Source organism: Meiothermus cerbereus (assembly GCF_051297115.1).
GTDB classification, from domain to species: domain Bacteria; phylum Deinococcota; class Deinococci; order Deinococcales; family Thermaceae; genus Meiothermus; species Meiothermus cerbereus_A.
The window spans coordinates 21028-36736 of sequence record NZ_JBEVAL010000025.1 but is presented as its reverse complement, the minus strand read 5'-3'; the positions used below and the strand labels follow the sequence as shown (position 1 = coordinate 36736).

The following is a 15709-nucleotide window of genomic DNA, read 5'->3' as shown; positions in this document are numbered from 1 at the left end:
AAACACCTTACAGGAGCGGCCTGCTTTTGCCTACTCGGGGTTTTGTCGTGTACTTAGGAATAAAACTCATTTGGCTTGCTGGCTTCAGCCTAGTCCACTTTCATGCTATCTTATTCCACACCCGCGGTGTCTAACTGCTATTTGGCGTTACAACAATAGGGGGTAGTCTTGAGCATCGGCGACAAGATCAAGAAAGAAATCACGGAGATTGAAAAACGTACCGACATCTCCGACGAACAGAAGGTATCTCATATCACGCACATTGCCTGTGCCACATGCGCTGGAGTTGCGATTCAACCGATACCCTTTGCTGACATCTTCGTACTGACCCCGATTCAGGCGTATTTTGCCAGCCGAATTGCCGCTATTCGTGGCGTGCCGGTCAGTGAATCAGGTGCTATTGACTGGATCAAAGAGACCATGGGCATCGTTGGCCTAGGCATTATTGCGCAGCAGATCGCCATTGGTATCTGGAAGGTGGTCACCTTCGGTCTCGGGGGCCTGCTCACCATCCCACTCGTTTACGGTCTCACGTATGCCATTATGAAAGTAGCGAACGCTTATTTCTCTGCAAAAGCCAGGAACCAGAAACTCGGAGATGAGCAAATCACGGCCATCTGGAGTAGCGCATTTAAAGAGGGAAAGAAGAAAGGATTAGATGAAGAACAGAACATCCGAACACGGAAGGGGGGTTAGGAAAATGCCCGACGCCAAAGGCATTCACTATTTGCGCACGAATTTCGACTCCGCTGCAATCGTGGCTGCACTTTTGGCGGTGGCTCTAACCGATGAACCAGGCAATCTTGAAGAGAGAGACCTCGCAATCCTGGCTGCGCTCAGGCGCTCAAACTCAATGCTCGAAGACGCATCGCTTTCTGAAATCCAACACTACCTGCGCGGGCTAGACGAAGAGCAAATCCCCGGGCTTGTGTCCAATGTCAAGGGAATTCTCCATGAAATGGAGTTTGTTCGGATAGAGAATGAAGACGGCGACAGTATTTACGCATCGATTTTTGACGAAACGAACCACCTCGGTACCGATGTTCAGCTGCTTGATCGGGCCACCGGCGAAGTCTGGGAAGTACAGCTCAAAGCAACGGATAGTGCTTCCTATGTAACTGACTGGATTGAGCAGCATCCAGGAGGAGAGATTCTGGTCACTGATGAACTGGCGCAAAAAATGGATCTTCCGACATCAGGGCAATCAAACGAAGAACTCACAACAAACGTTGAGGATTTTGTAGACAGAATGCTGACGGCAAAAGATGCCGATGATTTCTGGGATTACTTTCCAGCACTTGGCGTAGCCTCATCTACAGTAGTAGTTTGGGAACTTTGGCGGCGGCATCAGCGCGGTGAAGTCAGCCGTGAAAGGTTCATGCGCCTTGCTGCGCGTGCGACGGGGTTGAAGATTGCCAAGATTGGTGCTATTGGGCTGCTCCTGAGCATTCCTGTTGTAGGCCAGGTAACCGGCGCAGCATTGGTGGCCAGACTACTGCTCAGTGCAAAAGCAACTTGGCATGATGCTAGGTCGGTAATACGTAAGGCTCAACAAGGTGCTTAGCTTTGGCGTTAAGCACTGCAAATACCTACCCCTTCACCGACCCCGCCAAGAGACCCCGGATAAAGTAGCGGCCCAGGAAGATGTACACCAACAGCGTGGGCAGGGCGGCCAGCAACGCGCCGGCCATGGGCAGGTTCCACTTGACCGCCTCGCCGCCCGCGAGCTGGGCCAGTGCGACCGTGATGGGCTGGTTGGCGGGGCTGCTGACCAGGGTTACGGCGAACAAAAACTCGTTCCAGATCTGCGTAAACTGCCAGATAATCACCACCACAAAACCCGGCAGCGAGAGGGGGAAGACGATGCGGCTGTAGATGCCGAAGAACCCCGCGCCATCTATGCGCCCGGCCTCGATCATCTCGTCGGGGATTTCGGCGTAGTAGTTGCGGAAGATCAGGGTGGTGATGGGCAGCCCATACACCACGTGTACCAGCACCAGCCCCCACAAAGTGCCCCCCAGCCCAATCTCGCGGATGAACTGGAACAAAGGAATCAGCACTGCCTGGTAGGGGATAAACATGCCAAAAAGCATGAGCGGGAACACAATGTTGGCCCCAGGAAAGCGCCACTTGGCCAGCACGTAGCCGTTGAGTGAGCCCAGCAAGGCCGAGAGGATGGTGGCGCTGATGGTCAATATGAAGCTGTTTTGCAGTTTGGGTAAAAAGGCTGTCCAGGCCTGGGTAAAGCTCTCCCAGTACCAGCGTTCGGGTAGCCGCCAGGTGTCCTTGAGGGTGATGGCGGCGGGTTCTTTGAGGGCGGTCACAATCACCAGATACACCGGCAGCAAGAAAAACAGCGTGGCGATAAACAAAATGCCGTACTGTACGATGCGCCCAATCATCGCCGCACCTCGCTTTTGAGCTGACTGTACAGGTAGGGCACAATTACTGCCGCTACCATCAGCAACAGAATCATTGCGATGGCGGCGCCTTTGGCGATCTGGTTGGCGCGGAAGGTGGTCAGGTACATCAACAGGGCCGGTACATCGGTGGGGGCATTGTCGGCCCCGGCCATGGCGAAGATCAGGTCGAAAATTTTCAGGCTGATGTGGCCCAGGATAATCATGGCCGAAAGGGTGATGGGGGCCAGCAGCGGGAGGATGATGCGCTGGTAGAGCTGCCACTCCGAAGCCCCGTCTACCCGGGCAGCTTCGCGCAGCTCCTCGGGGATGCCGCGCAGCCCGGCCAGGTAGAGGGCCATGGTGTAGCCCGACATCTGCCAGACTGCGGCCAGGATGATGCCGATAAAGGCCAGATTGAAGCCGTGGAGTTCCTCGTAGGGGAGGGGTTCTAGGGTGCGGCCCAGCGTGAAGGCCCACAAAAGCAGCAGGGCTGCCGAGCCGGAAGCGATATAGCCCCGCCGCCGCTCACCCCCGCGGAAGGCTCCAACAGCGATGAATATAAGCACCAGACCCACCACCAGGGCCGTGATAAAGGGTACATCGTTCCAGCTAACCTGCCAGATCTGCTCACGGCTGGTGAGCCAGGCAAACTCGCCTTTGGGCAGCCCCACCAGGGTGGGCAGCTGGTTGACGCCCCCCTGCGGTTGCAGCATCCAGCGCCAGATGGTGCCGGTCACGATGAACGACAGCGACATGGGGAACAAAAAGATGGTGCGGAAAAACCCTTCGCCCCTGGGGCTTCGGTCCAGCACGATGGCCAGCCCCAGTCCTACGCCCAGGCAGCCCAGGATAAAAAACAGGGTGAAGAAAAAGGTGTTGAACAAATCCTGGCGGAAACGGACATCGATGAAGCCGGTAAACAGCTCGCGGTAGTTTTCAAAGCCAATGAAGCGAATCTGGGGGTTGGCCGAGAGGGCCTGGGCGGGGTCTTTGCCCCAGTCGGTGAGGGAGATGTGGAAAGTCTGAAAGATAAAGCCATACACAAAGACTGCCAGCAGCACCAGCGAGGGCAGAATCACCAGGAAGCCGTACAGGGTATCTTTGTTTTGGAACCAGCGCATCTTCACCTCTGGGGTTGGTACTGCTTTTGGGGCGTTCATTTCATTTTTTGAGGCTAAAAATCCGATTGCTTGATCCAGATGGGGCGGGGGCAGACCCGCAGGCCTGCCCCCTAAAGGCTTACTGGCCCAAACGAACCTGGTTGGCGATGGCCTGTGCGGCGTTGGCCGCGGCCTGGGCGTTGCGGCTCGAGAGGTAGATTTCCATCACGGTGCCGAACTGGCTCATGAAGGATTCAGGAGCCACTGCGCCGTGTACCATCGAACCCACGATGCGGTTGGATTTCCAGTCGCGCATGGCGGACTGCAGGTAGGCGTTGTATTTGCTGGGGTCGGAGTCGGTGCGGGCAGCAATCGAACCTTTGAGCGGGTTGAAGGCGTCCTGCCCTTCCTTGGAGCCTACCAGTCGCAGCCAGTTGATTGCGTTGGTGCGGTTTTTCGCGCCCTTGGGCAGCCCGAAGGAGTCGGAGAGCATCATGAACACGCCGGCAGTGCCGGGGGCAGGGGCCCAGCCGAAGCCTTCGCCGGGCTTGAGCCCTTTGGTGGTGGTCATGTAACCGGCGGCCCAGTCACCCATGATGTTGAAGGCGGCCTGACCCTCGAGCACCCGGTCTACCGCTTGCTGCCAGGAGAGGCCAGCGGCGTCCTTGTTGGCGCAGTCCAGCACGCGCCCGAAGGTATTCCACACCGCTACCGCCTTGGGGTCGGTAAAGCGCAGCTTGCCGGTCCAGAGGTTGGTGTAGTCGGCGGCGCCCAGCACCCCCAGGGCCACCGACTCCCACAGGTGTTGTTGTGTCCAGTTTTCGCCCAGGGCCAGAGGAGCCGCGAGGCCTTTGTTCTTGAGGGTCTGGCAGACGGTGAGGAACTCGGCCCAGGTTTTGGGCGGCTGCACACCCCACTCGCGCAGCTTGGCCGGAACGTACCACATTACGTTGGAGCGGTGAATGTTGACCGGCACGCTGTAAATCTTGCCCTTGTAGGAGATCAGGTCAATGAGCCCCTTGGGGAAGCGGTTCATCCAGCCTTCCTGGTTGAACAGGGCGGTCAGGTCTTCCATGCGGTCGGCCACCACCCAGGTGCCGGTGAGCTCCTGTCCGGCGTGTACCTGGAAGCTATCGGGGGGGTCGCCGCCCAGCATGCGGGTCTTGAGCACGGCCTTGGCGTTAACGCCCGCGCCGCCAGTGACGGTGGCGTTGATCACCTCAACGTTGGGGTAGCGCTTCTTGTACAGGTCAATCAGGGCTTGCAGAGCGGGGCCTTCGTCCCCGGCCCACCAGGAGAAAATCTCCAGCTTTCCCGACTGGGCCATGGCCAGTGAACCCAGGGCCAGAATCAATGTGAGCCATATTTTTCGCATACTTGTACCCTCCTCAACTGCGCGATACGCCAATGGTTGCCCGACCACCCAGGGGGGAGATTGGCGGGCTCCACTCCCGGGTTCCACCATTTGCTAAAAAGCGCTGCAGCACCAGGGCTGCTGCGCCCATAGCCGGAGCTAGATGTCCGAACGCGCTGGGTTTTACCGGTATTTCGGCGTGTTCGGGGATAAAAGCCAGGTTGCGGATGGTCTGGCGCAGGGGGGCCTCGAGCCATTTCCAGGCCTCGGCCCCGGCCCCGCCCAGCACCACCACCGTGGGGTCGAAGGTAACGCACAGGTTGACCACAAAGCGCCCCAGTTCGTAGGCCAGGTTTTGCAGGGCTTGCAGGGCGTAGGGGTCTTGTTGCTCGGCCCGCTGCAGGATGCCCCAAAAACCTTCTTTGCGGTTGCTGGCTACCTGGTAGCGCTCCACCATGGCCCGCAGCGAGAGGGTGTCTTCTACGTCCCCTGCGCGGCTGCGGCTGTGGGGCTGGCCGGTGAGCCAGTGGCCCAGCTCGCCGGCGGCCCCCAGACGGCCCCGGTAGACCTGGCCGTCCACCACCAGCCCCGTACCCAGGCCCGTGGTCATGACCACGTAGACCAGCGGGCTCTGGTTCTCGCCCCAAAAAGTCTCGCCCAGGGCGGCGGCGTTGGCATCGTTTTCTACCAGGGTAGGCACTTTTAGAAGGGCCTCGAGCATCTCCGCAGGCCGTTCGTTGCGCCAGCCGGGGCCTGGGGCATAGATCAGGTTGCGCCCGTTGACCACTCCAGGGATGGCAAGCCCCACCCCCAGCAACTCGGCGGGGTTGGAGAGCTGGGCCCGTATCTGCTCGGCCACCTTGGATATCCGCTCAGCCAGCGGGGTATGGGGGCTTTCGACCCAGTCCCACTCGCCGTGAACCTTGTTGTTCAGGTCGAGCAGCACAATCTGGGTATTCTCAACGCCCAGCTCGACGCCTAGGGCCAGGGTGTGTTTGGGGGAAAACTCGAGCTCGGTTCCTGGCCGGCCCAGGCCGGGTTTGTGCTGGTTGCCTTCATCCAGCAGGCCCTCCTCCAGCATCTCCTGCACCAGCGAGGAAACCGTGCTCTTGGTCAGGCCCACTGCCCGTGCCAGCGCGGCCCGGCTTAGCGGGCCACTGCGGCGCAAAGCCTCCAGAATCAGGCGGCGGTTGAGCCGCTTGATGGCTTGCTGGTCAAGGGGAGCAGTACGGGCCATGGCACGCCCTCAAAAGCCTGATTATTTAGTAAGTTCAGCGAACAAACTATATTCCGCCAGACCACAGGCTGTCAACCGCAGCGGTTTACAGTCGCCGGGGCTGTAGCCGCTCTGCGGAGTCGAGCCAGAGGGTTACGGGGCCGTCGTTGGTCAGGTGTACTTCCATGTGGGCCTGAAAGACCCCGGTCTCCACATGCAGCCCCTGTGCTGTCAGCAGGTCGCAAAATCGTTCGTATAGGCGTTTGCCTTCACTTGGAGGAGCCGCTCCCACAAAGCTGGGACGGTTGCCCTTGCGGGTATCGCCGTAGAGGGTGAACTGCGACACCACCAGTACCTCGCCCCCCACTTCAGCCAGAGCCAGGTTCATTTTGCCTTCTTCATCGGAGAAAACCCGTAAACCGGCAATCTTGCGGGCCAGGTAGGCGGCATCGTCTGGGGTGTCGCCTCTGCCCACCCCCAGCAGCACCAGCAGCCCCTGCCCAATCTGCCCCACAGTTTCGCCCGCCACCACCACGCGGGCCTGGGAGACCCTTTGAACCACCGCACGCACCCTCAGAGGATACCAGGGGAGAGGGGGTGTTGGTATAAGTTGCGCCAGGGCAGATTGGCAAAACCAGCGGAATGAGTCAATGCATACCTGGCGCAATTCCTAAAGCGAACTTTCGGTACGGTATCTTGCATTTCGCTTATGGAGACACTTAAACCCCACCTGAAGCATTTGGTTTAGAGCAGCCACAGCCTTCCAGATTTGCGGGTTGTTTCCGCCAGTGCTTCGGGTGGGGGCCCCAGCAAAAAGAACGAATCTGGTATGAAGGTTATGACAAAACGCCCGCCATTTGGCCGAACCTTCAGGTTTATCTGGGCGCGGCAAACAGCGCAACCGTACCGGGGCCGGTATGGGCGGCTACGGCTGGGCCGCATTCGCGCACGTCTTCGATGACCACGCCCTCCTGGCTGATGAGCTTGCGGAGCTCTTCGATGCCTTTGGGGTTGTAGGCATGGGCCAGTATTACCCGGGCCCCTGCGGGGTAGGTCTTGCGTAAGGCCTCGGCCAACTGTTGCAGGCCCTTGTGCCAGCCACGCGCCCGCTCGATGGGCCGCACCAGCCCATCCCGGACTTCCAGCACCGGCAGCAGCTTCAGCATTGAGCCAACGAAGTGCTGCAAACTGCCGATGCGCCCGCCCCGGCGCAGGTATTCCAGCGTGGCCGGTAGCACGAAGCCACGTATCTGTGCGATCAGGGGGGCCAGGGCCTCCTCGAGTTTGTCCCAGGTTACGCCAGCGGCCAGTTTGCGCCGGGCCTCTTCGATCACGAACGACAGCCCCCCGTTGAGCGATAGGCTGTCGATGACCTTAATTCGGTCACCAAACTGCTGCGCTACGCTGTGGGCGGTGGAGCAGGTGCCGGAGAGCTTGCTCGAGACGTGCACCGAGACGATGCGGTCGAACTTCTCCAACAACTGCCGGTAGAGGGCCTCGAGGTCGAGGGCTGAGATCTGGCTGGTGCTCACCTTTTTGCCAGCAAGCTGGGCCTCTATAACCTGGCTGGGGGTGATCTCTACAAAGTCACGGTAACTCTGACCCTCGATGATGACCTGTTGTGGAACCAGGTAGATGTCCCGCTCGAGGGCTTCTTGGGGGGAGAGGCCCAGGGTCGAATCGGCCACAAAAGCGATACGCTCCATATTCACCTCTTGACAGGCTAAGACGGGGCGGGGTTCAGCAGTTCAGATGCCGAGCCCGAACGATGCCCCTCCCAAGCCAACCTTTAGCACCAGGCAAGCTACAGGCTGTAGGCATAAAACCCATACACCCCCGGTCCGGTGTGGGTCGAGATAACCCCACCGATGCTGCTGGTAACCCGTTCTTCCAGGGGCAGCCCGGCAGCCTGCACCGCCGCTTTGAAGGCGGCCACATCGCCTTCCTCGGCATTGTAGAGGTAGTAGATGCGGATTTTTTGACGGCCTGCAGACCAGGTTTTGAGCGCTTCCACCATCTCGGCCAGGGCCTTTTTCTCGCCCCTGGCCCGGCCTGCGGCCTCTACCCGGCCTTCTTTGAGGGTCAGGATGGGCTTGATGCCCAACAGGCTTCCCAAAAGGGCCTGCGCCCCACCAATGCGCCCGTTTTTCTTGAGGTAATCGAGGCTGGCCAGGGTAAAGCGCACGATGTGATCGGAACGGATGCGCTCGAGCTCCACCAGCACTTGCTGCAGATCGGCCCCCTGATCTAGCATCTCTTTGGCCCGCTCGACCATCATCCCGATGCCCATGCTGGCGGCCAGGGTATCGAAGACGGTAACTTTTCCTGGAAACTCCTGGCTGGCGAGTTGGGCCGATTGCACGGTGCCAGAAAGCTTGGAGGAGATGTGTATCGAGAGCACGTGGTCGGCTTTCTGCAAGGCCCGTTCGTAGGCAGCTTTGAAATCGACAGGGGAGGGCTGGCTGGTGCTGGGCATCCCGGCCCCGGCCTTGACCCCCTCGAAGATGTCGGCAGGGGTGATCTCTACCCAGTCTTTGTGGATTTTGCCTTTAAAGTTCACGTAAAGGGGAACCACCTCGACGCCCATCTCGGCGGCGCGGGTCTGCAGGTCGGAGGTTGAGTCGGTTACGATGGCTATTTTCATGTTGACTCCTGTGTTTTGTGGGGCGTGCGCTCATCCAAGCCGCCAGAACATGATCGATCTGGCTGGGGAATGATTGGCACAGACAGCAGCACTTCTTCGTGCTGTAAGTCTAGCACAGGCTTTTGTCTTTGGGAAAGACAAGCGGCCTCGAGCAGGCCATGCCTGTGTGGGAGTATTTTACGCGCTACCACCAGGTTGTACCTAAAGGGCCAAAATGATAAGGTTTGTTTCGTGTTGATTGGGGGCGAAAGGCCCCAACCCATCCCAAATACAACCAGGGGCCGGTGTGAGCTATGTGGAAACTGCTAGTGACCGACGAGATGCGGCTGGGAGAGGTCAAGCACCCCCAGGTACGCCTGGACTACAAGCCCGGTATGACGCGGGAAGAACTTCTACAGGTGATTGGAGGCTACGATGCCCTGATTACCCGCAGCCGTACCCAGGTAGATGCCAGGGTACTGGAGGCCGGGGCCAGCCTGAAGGTGGTGGGCCGGGGTGGGGTAGGGGTGGACAACGTGGACCTCGAGGCCGCCTCCCGCCGGGGCATCCTGGTGGTGAATGTGCCCGAGGCCAATACCCGCTCCGCCGCCGAGCTGGCCTGGGCCTTGCTGCTGGCGGTGGCGCGGGGGGTGGTGGAGTCCGACCAGAAAATCCGCCAGGGCCAGTGGGATCGCAAATACCTGGGCCTCGAGCTCAACCACAAGACCCTCGGCATTGTGGGGCTGGGGCGCATTGGGGGGCAGGTGGCCAAGTTCGCCAGGGGCTTTGACATGCGGGTGCTGGCCTACGACCCCTATATTCCGCGCAGCCGGGCCCAGACCCTGGGGGTCGAACTGCTGGACGACCTGGCCGATATGCTGCGTCAGAGCCACTTCCTGACCGTGCACACCCCCCTTACCGAGGAGACCCGCGGCCTGATTGGCCGCCGCGAGCTGTACCTGCTGCCCAAGGGGGCGGTGGTGGTCAACGCCGCACGCGGGGGCATTGTGGACGAAAAGGCCCTGCTGGAGGTGCTGAACGACGGGCACCTGTGGGGCGCCGGTCTGGACGTGTTTGTGGAGGAGCCCCCGGGCGCCGAACACCCGCTGGTGCACCACCCCAAAGTGGTACACACCGCCCACCTGGGGGCCAACACCCTGGAAGCCCAGGAGCGGGTGGGCGAGGCGGTGCTCGAGCGGGTCATCGAGACCCTGCAAGGCAACCTGGCCCATGCCCTCAACACCGGCTTCGACGCCGAGGGTTTGCAGGTGTTCTCGTCCTGGCTGCCGCTGGGCGAGGCTTTGGGCAAACTGCTGGCCCAGATCACCCAGGGCCGCCCCCAGGCGGTGGAGGTCTCGTACTACGGCGATTTTGAGAAAAACCCCGACCCCATCGCCTCGGCGGTGGCTAAAGGCCTGCTCGACCAGGTGCTGGGGGCCGGGGCTACCAACCTGGTCTCGGCCCGGCCCCTCATGCGCGACCGGGGGATCTCGCTCATCACCCGCCAGGTCGAGCAGTCGCTCGACTACCGCCAGGTGCTGGAGGTGCGCCTCGAGACCGACCGGGAGACCCGCAAGGCCCGCGGTGCGGTGCTGGGCGGCAGACCCCGGATTGTGGGCATTGACGACCACACCGTAGAGGCCGTGCCCAGCGGCTACATGCTGGTCTGCGTCAACCGCGACCGGCCGGGGGTGGTAGGCAAGGTGGGTACTTTGTTGGGCGAGAACAGCATCAACATTGCGGGGATGCAGCTTGGCCGCGACAACCCCGGCGGCAAGGCCCTGTTTGTGCTGGCCATTGACGAGCGCCCCAGCGAGGCGGTGCTGGAGGCGCTGCGCGGGCTGGACGTGCTCGAGCGGGTGGACTTAGCTGCGCTTTAGGGAGGTAAAATGCCCGGCATGTACCGCCCCCGCCTGCTCACCCCTGGCCCGGTCGAGCTGCACCCCAAGGCCCTCGAGGCCCTTTCCCGCCCCCAACTGCACCACCGCAGCGACGAGGCCAGGCAGGTTTTTCTCAAAGCTAAGGCCGGCCTCGAGGCCGCCTTCAAGACCCAGGGTCAGGTTCTGGTGCTTACCGGCTCGGGCACGGCGGCCATGGACGCCCTGGTGCAGAACCTTTTTGCGCCGGGGGCGCGGGTGCTGGTGCCGGTGCAGGGCAACTTCTCCGAGCGCTGGGCCAAAATTGCCCAGCAGGCCGGCCTCGAGGTGGTGCGCCTGGAGCTCGAGTGGGGCCGGGTGGTGCGACGTGAGCACCTGGAAGAGGCCAGCGGCCCCTTCGACGGCCTGCTGCTGACGCACTCCGAGTCGTCTACCGGGGCCCTGAACGATGTGCAGGGCCTGGCCCAGGCCTTTAAGGCCCGCTTCCCCCAGGGCCTGGTGGTGGTGGACGCCATTACCAGCCTGTTTGTGAGCGAGTTTGCGCTCGAGGGCTGGGGCCTTGATGCGGCGGCTTGTGGCTCGCAAAAGGGCATCATGTGCCCGCCGGGGCTGGGCTACGCGGCCCTCTCGCCCCGGGCCATAGAACACCTGAAGCCGCGGGGCTTTTACCTGAACCTGGCCTCCGAGCTCAAGGTGCAAAGCGCCGGCGAGTCGGCCTGGACACCGGCCATCAACCTGGTGGCCGCCACCGCCGCGGTGCTGGAGGAGCTGCTGCCCCGGCTGCCCGAGCACCTCGCCCTCAAGCAGCAGCAAAACGCAATCCTCTACGCCGCCGGTGAGCGGCTTGGCCTGAAGCCCGTCCCCGAGGTAAAAAGCCCGGCCACCACCTGCTTTTACCTGCCCGAGGGGGTGAGCTACGCCCAGCTCAAGGAGGCCTTCGCGGCGCGGGGGGCCACCATCATCGGCGGGCAGGGCCAGCTCAAGGGCCGGGTTTTCCGCCTCTCGCTGATGGGCTACTCTGACCTGTACGATGCCCATGCGGTTGCGCGGATGCTCGAGGATGTGCTGGCTGGTTTTTGAGCATGGCGGCTGAGGGCCTCGAGGAGGCTTCAAATCCAGGTGTCCAGTGCAATGGCCACCAGCATCCCCAGGCTCACCACCACATTGGCCTGAAAAAAGGCCTGGTCTACTTTGCTCAGGTCGTTGGGCTTGACCAGCTGGTGCTCGTACCAAAGCACCGCCCCCACCGCCAGCACGCCCACAAAGTACACCCAGCCCGCGCCGCTCAGCAGGCCGGTCAGCACAAAGAAACCGAAGGTGAGGGCGTGGCAGGCCTGGGCAATGTGCAGGGCGGTGGGGATGCCAAAGCGGGCCGGTACGCTGTGGATGCCGTTCTCGCGGTCGAAGCGGTAGTCCTGGGTGGCGTAGAGGATGTCGAAGCCGGCCAGCCAGAAGGCGGTGCCAGCCCAGAGGGCAAACAAGGCCGGCTCAAAAGCGCCCGTGACGGCAATCCAGCCCCCGGCAGTGGCCGCGCCGATGGTCAGGCCCAGCCAGAAGTGGCACAGCCAGGTGAAGCGCTTGGTGTAGCTGTAGCCCACCAGAAAAAATACCGCTACAGGCAGCAGTTGCGCGGTAAGGGGGTTGAGGTTGAAGGCCGCCAGGGCCAGCAACACAATACCCACCACGGCCAGCCCCAACACCTCGCCGGGTTTGACCAGGCCGCGCGGTAGATGCCGTCCGGCGGTGCGGGGGTTGGCGGCGTCAATGTGGCGGTCAATCAGGCGGTTGAGGGCCATGGCCCCGGTGCGGGCGCCCACCATCGCCACGGTAATCCAGCCGAACACCTCCCAGCCCGGCCAGCCCCGAGCGGCCAGCAGCATACCCCCATAGGCAAAGGGAAGGGCGAACAAGGTGTGCTCGAAGCGGATCAGGTCGAGATAGGTTCGGAGTCGGCTGCCCGGTGCCAGCATAGCTGGGCCTAAGTTTACCCGGTCTGATGGGATGCAGTGTGCGCCGTGTATGTTTTATCGCACCCTTCACAGCCGTGGCCTCCCGTCTGGGAGGCCACTGTGCTGTGCAGGACAAAGCCATCAAGTTGTGAGCAGCTCAACACTTGTGAAGAGCGCTCTCGAGCGGGCTAAAAACAGCCGGTGGTTGATGTGGGGGCGCGGCTTTCACCGGGGGCTGGCTTTTATTCCTCGCCCGTTGCGACGGGCCTGCTGGGGTCGGACACCCAGTCGCTCCAGGAACCGGCGTACAGGCGGGCGGGCTTCCCGATGAGCTTTAGGGCCAGCACATTGGCCGTGGCCGAAACGCCCGAGCCGCAGTAGGCGATAATTTCGCCCTCGAGCCCCTCGAAGCGCTTTTGCTGGGCCTCGGCGGACTTGAACCTGCCCGTGGCCTCCAGGCCGTCCAGCCAGTTGCGGTTGATGGCGCCCGGAATATGCCCGGCCACCGGGTCGATGGGCTCTACCTCGCCCCGGTAGCGCTCGGGGGCCCTGGAATCAATCAGCACCGTGCCAGGGGGGCGATGGGCTACAAAATCGGCATCCACCACCATCTCGGGCCGAGGGTGGGGCCAGAAGGTGGTGGGGGCGTGCTGCACCGCTGAGGTAGAAACTTCATAACCCGTCTCCTGCCAAGCCCTGATGCCGCCGTCCAACACGGCCACCTGGTCGTGACCCAGCCAGTGCAGGAGCCACCACAGGTGTGGGGCATACATGCCGCCGGCGGGGGGTTCGTCGTAGGCCACCACAAAATGCTGGTTGCCGATGCCTGCGCGGCCCAAGGTTTCGGCCAGGGCTTCGGGGGTGGGCAGGGGATGGCGGCCCCCCCGGCGATCAGGCCGCACGGGGGCACAAAGGTCTTGTTCCAGGTCGAGGAACAAAGCACCGGGGATGTGCCCCGCCTCGAAGGCCTGCCGACCGGCCAAGGGGTCTTGCAGGGAAAAGCGGCAGTCCACAATCCGCAGCCGCTCATCGCCCAGGTGCGCATGTAGCCATTCGACGCTGACCAGTGGAGAAGGCATAACCAAAGCCTAACATCGAGCGCCCAGGCTCGAGCAGTGTAAGCAGATTTTTTTTGTCCAGCGCTTATCAGGCAATCCATAGCGTCTGCTTTGCGCGTGAGGGGCGCGTTCGGGGGTCTCTCCCACTGCTTTTTGCCTCAGCTACAAGCATTAGTATATAGCCATGCAAACCTTCAAGGCACTGGTGGTAGAAACGGGCGACCCCTATACCGCCCAAATTCGGCAGGCTACCCTGGATGAACTGCCGCAGGGGGATGTGCTGGTGCAGGTGGCCTACAGCAGCCTTAACTACAAGGACGCTCTGGCCATTACGGGCGCGGGCAAGGTGATTCGCAGTTTCCCCATGGTTCCCGGCATTGACCTGGCCGGAACGGTGCTGGAGTCGGCCTCGCCCGAGTACAAACCCGGCGACCCGGTCATCCTGACCGGCTGGGGGGTGGGGGAGCGGCACTGGGGTGGGCTGGCCGGGCTGGCCCGGGTGCGCTCGGAGTGGCTGGTGCCCTTGCCCGAAGGGCTCACGTTACAGCAGGCTATGGGCATCGGCACGGCGGGCTTTACCGCCATGCTGTGCGTGATGGCCCTGGAAGCGCACGGGCTGGATAAAAGCAAAGAGGTGCTGGTCACCGGCGCGGCGGGCGGAGTAGGCAGCCTGGCGGTCGCGCTTTTGGCCCAGCTGGGCTACCGGGTGGTGGCCTCCACCGGCCGCACCAGCGAAGAAGCCTACCTGAAGTCGCTGGGTGCCCGCGAGATTCTGGATCGTGCCGTGCTGAGCGCTCCGGCCAGGCCCCTGGAGTCCGAGCGTTTTGGCGGAGCGGTGGACACCGTGGGCGGGGCGGTGCTGGCTGGGGTTTTGCCGCGCATGGCCTATGGTGGCAGCGTGGCGGCCTGTGGCAACGCGGGTGGGGCGAAGCTCGAGACCACCGTTTTCCCTTTTATTTTGCGGGGGGTGAGCCTGCTGGGCATCGACTCGGTGATGTGCCCCCGGGAAAAGCGCCTGGAGGCCTGGCAGCGCCTGGCCCACGACCTGCCCAGGCCCCTCCTGGAGACCACCCTGCAAACCGTAAGCCTCGAGGAAGTACCGGGGCTGGCCCAGGCCCTCCTGCAAGGCCAGGTGCGGGGGCGGTTGGTGGTGAAAATGGCGTAGGCGCTTTTCTAGAGCGCTCTTCACAAATATTGAGCTGCCCACAATTTGATTGCCGTGTTCCACACAGCACAGTGGCCTCCCGGATGGGGGGCCACGTCTGTGAAGAGCGCGGTAAAAGCAAGCTGCAACCGCCGTAAGGAAAAGTGCTTTTTCCGGTGCCGCCAGGCTTGGCAGCAAAAATCGCGAAAAGCCCCTCTTCCGTCGGTAGGGCCCAGCGCCCGATAGGGGTTGGGCTGCGGGCTCTTTTGGCCCTCGATTCCTGGCTTTCTGCTTATGATGGGGTGCGATGTACGAGTATGGCTTAAGGGTTTACCACAACACCAAAGCGCTGGCTCGAGTGCTGCTGCAGGTGCTGTTTGGCTTGAAGGTGGAAGGCGCGGAGAAAATTCCCATGGAAGGCCCGGTAATTCTGGCTTCCAACCACATGTCCTTTCTCGACCCGGTGGTGATGGGGGTGGCCTGCCCCAGGGTGGTGAGCTATATGTCGCGCGACGACGTGTTCAAGTACCCCATCCTGCGCTGGCTTTTGCCGCGCCTGTACGTGATTCCGGTCTCGAGGGGGGCAGGTGACCTAGGGGCCATAAAGGCGGCCATTCGCGTTCTAAAAAACGGCATGGCTTTTGGCATCTTTCCCGAAGGGCGTCGCAGCCGCACCGGGTTTATCGAACCGTTCAAGACCGGGGTGGCGGCCATTGCCTTGCGTACGGGCGCCGTGATTGTTCCAGCGGCCATCATTGGTAGCGATAAAGCCTGGCCGGTGGGCAAGGGGCCGCGTCTGCGACGACCGGTTCGGGTGGTATTCGGCGATCCCATTGCCATACCTCCGGGAAAAACCGATCATAAGACCCTGGAGGAGGTTACACGTCAGCTCGAGGCTGCCGTGACCGCACTTTTGCCCCCTGAATACCACAGAAAGCCCACAGTTTAGGCATTCTGTCTGAAACGAAATTGCCATCCGCACTGCT

The 15709-nt window shown here is 61.8% G+C and carries 15 protein-coding genes; 6 read left to right on the top strand and 9 right to left on the bottom strand.

The window, feature by feature from the left end:
- The first annotated feature begins 168 nt into the window (after positions 1-168).
- Complete coding sequence (locus ABWU19_RS07350; protein WP_435901058.1) at positions 169-696, top strand: hypothetical protein; 528 nt, start codon at positions 169-171, stop codon at positions 694-696.
- Between the two features lie 4 nt (positions 697-700).
- Positions 701-1564 carry a hypothetical protein gene (locus ABWU19_RS07345; RefSeq protein WP_435901057.1) on the top strand — a complete coding sequence of 288 codons (864 nt, stop codon included), beginning with the start codon at positions 701-703 and terminating at the stop codon, positions 1562-1564.
- Between the two features lie 25 nt (positions 1565-1589).
- Here the strand turns inward: ABWU19_RS07345 and ABWU19_RS07340 are convergent, their stop codons facing one another.
- From ABWU19_RS07340 to ABWU19_RS07310, 7 genes are all read right to left on the bottom strand, one after another.
- Complete coding sequence (locus ABWU19_RS07340) at positions 1590-2402, bottom strand: carbohydrate ABC transporter permease (RefSeq protein ID WP_435901056.1); 813 nt, start codon at positions 2400-2402, stop codon at positions 1590-1592.
- The gene (locus tag ABWU19_RS07335; protein ID WP_435901055.1) at positions 2399-3523 is read right to left on the bottom strand and encodes an ABC transporter permease subunit; all 1125 of its coding nucleotides are present in this window, start codon (positions 3521-3523) and stop codon (positions 2399-2401) included. The genes ABWU19_RS07340 and ABWU19_RS07335 overlap by 4 nt, the downstream gene beginning before the upstream one ends.
- Positions 3524-3641: 118 nt before the next feature.
- Complete coding sequence (locus ABWU19_RS07330; protein ID WP_435901054.1) at positions 3642-4877, bottom strand: ABC transporter substrate-binding protein; 1236 nt, start codon at positions 4875-4877, stop codon at positions 3642-3644.
- Positions 4878-4890: 13 nt separating this feature from the next.
- The gene (locus ABWU19_RS07325) at positions 4891-6093 is read right to left on the bottom strand and encodes an ROK family protein (protein ID WP_435901053.1); all 1203 of its coding nucleotides are present in this window, start codon (positions 6091-6093) and stop codon (positions 4891-4893) included.
- An 85-nt stretch (positions 6094-6178) separates the two neighbouring features.
- Positions 6179-6643, bottom strand: a complete 465-nt coding sequence (gene dtd, locus ABWU19_RS07320; protein ID WP_435901052.1) for a D-aminoacyl-tRNA deacylase — start codon at positions 6641-6643, stop codon at positions 6179-6181.
- A 304-nt stretch (positions 6644-6947) separates the two neighbouring features.
- Positions 6948-7778: a DegV family protein gene (locus tag ABWU19_RS07315; protein ID WP_435901051.1), complete on the bottom strand. Its 831-nt coding sequence runs from the start codon at positions 7776-7778 to the stop codon at positions 6948-6950.
- A 98-nt stretch (positions 7779-7876) separates the two neighbouring features.
- Positions 7877-8716: a DegV family protein gene (locus ABWU19_RS07310; protein ID WP_435901050.1), complete on the bottom strand. Its 840-nt coding sequence runs from the start codon at positions 8714-8716 to the stop codon at positions 7877-7879.
- A 293-nt stretch (positions 8717-9009) separates the two neighbouring features.
- Between ABWU19_RS07310 and serA the strand changes: the two genes are divergently transcribed.
- The gene (serA, locus tag ABWU19_RS07305) at positions 9010-10575 is read left to right on the top strand and encodes a phosphoglycerate dehydrogenase (protein ID WP_435901049.1); all 1566 of its coding nucleotides are present in this window, start codon (positions 9010-9012) and stop codon (positions 10573-10575) included.
- Positions 10576-10593: 18 nt separating this feature from the next.
- Entirely contained in the window at positions 10594-11652 is a 1059-nt protein-coding gene (locus ABWU19_RS07300) for a pyridoxal-phosphate-dependent aminotransferase family protein (protein ID WP_435901048.1), read from the top strand.
- A 29-nt stretch (positions 11653-11681) separates the two neighbouring features.
- Here the strand turns inward: ABWU19_RS07300 and mqnP are convergent, their stop codons facing one another.
- On the bottom strand, positions 11682-12542 hold the full coding sequence (gene mqnP, locus ABWU19_RS07295) for a menaquinone biosynthesis prenyltransferase MqnP (RefSeq protein ID WP_435901047.1): 861 nt from the start codon (positions 12540-12542) through the stop codon (positions 11682-11684).
- 221 nt (positions 12543-12763) lie between these two features.
- On the bottom strand, positions 12764-13600 hold the full coding sequence (locus ABWU19_RS07290; RefSeq protein WP_435901046.1) for a sulfurtransferase: 837 nt from the start codon (positions 13598-13600) through the stop codon (positions 12764-12766).
- A gap of 163 nt (positions 13601-13763) precedes the next feature.
- Between ABWU19_RS07290 and acuI the strand changes: the two genes are divergently transcribed.
- Positions 13764-14744, top strand: a complete 981-nt coding sequence (acuI, locus tag ABWU19_RS07285; protein ID WP_435901045.1) for an acrylyl-CoA reductase (NADPH) — start codon at positions 13764-13766, stop codon at positions 14742-14744.
- 286 nt (positions 14745-15030) lie between these two features.
- Positions 15031-15672: a lysophospholipid acyltransferase family protein gene (locus ABWU19_RS07280; RefSeq protein ID WP_027876373.1), complete on the top strand. Its 642-nt coding sequence runs from the start codon at positions 15031-15033 to the stop codon at positions 15670-15672.
- Positions 15673-15709 lie beyond the last annotated feature (37 nt).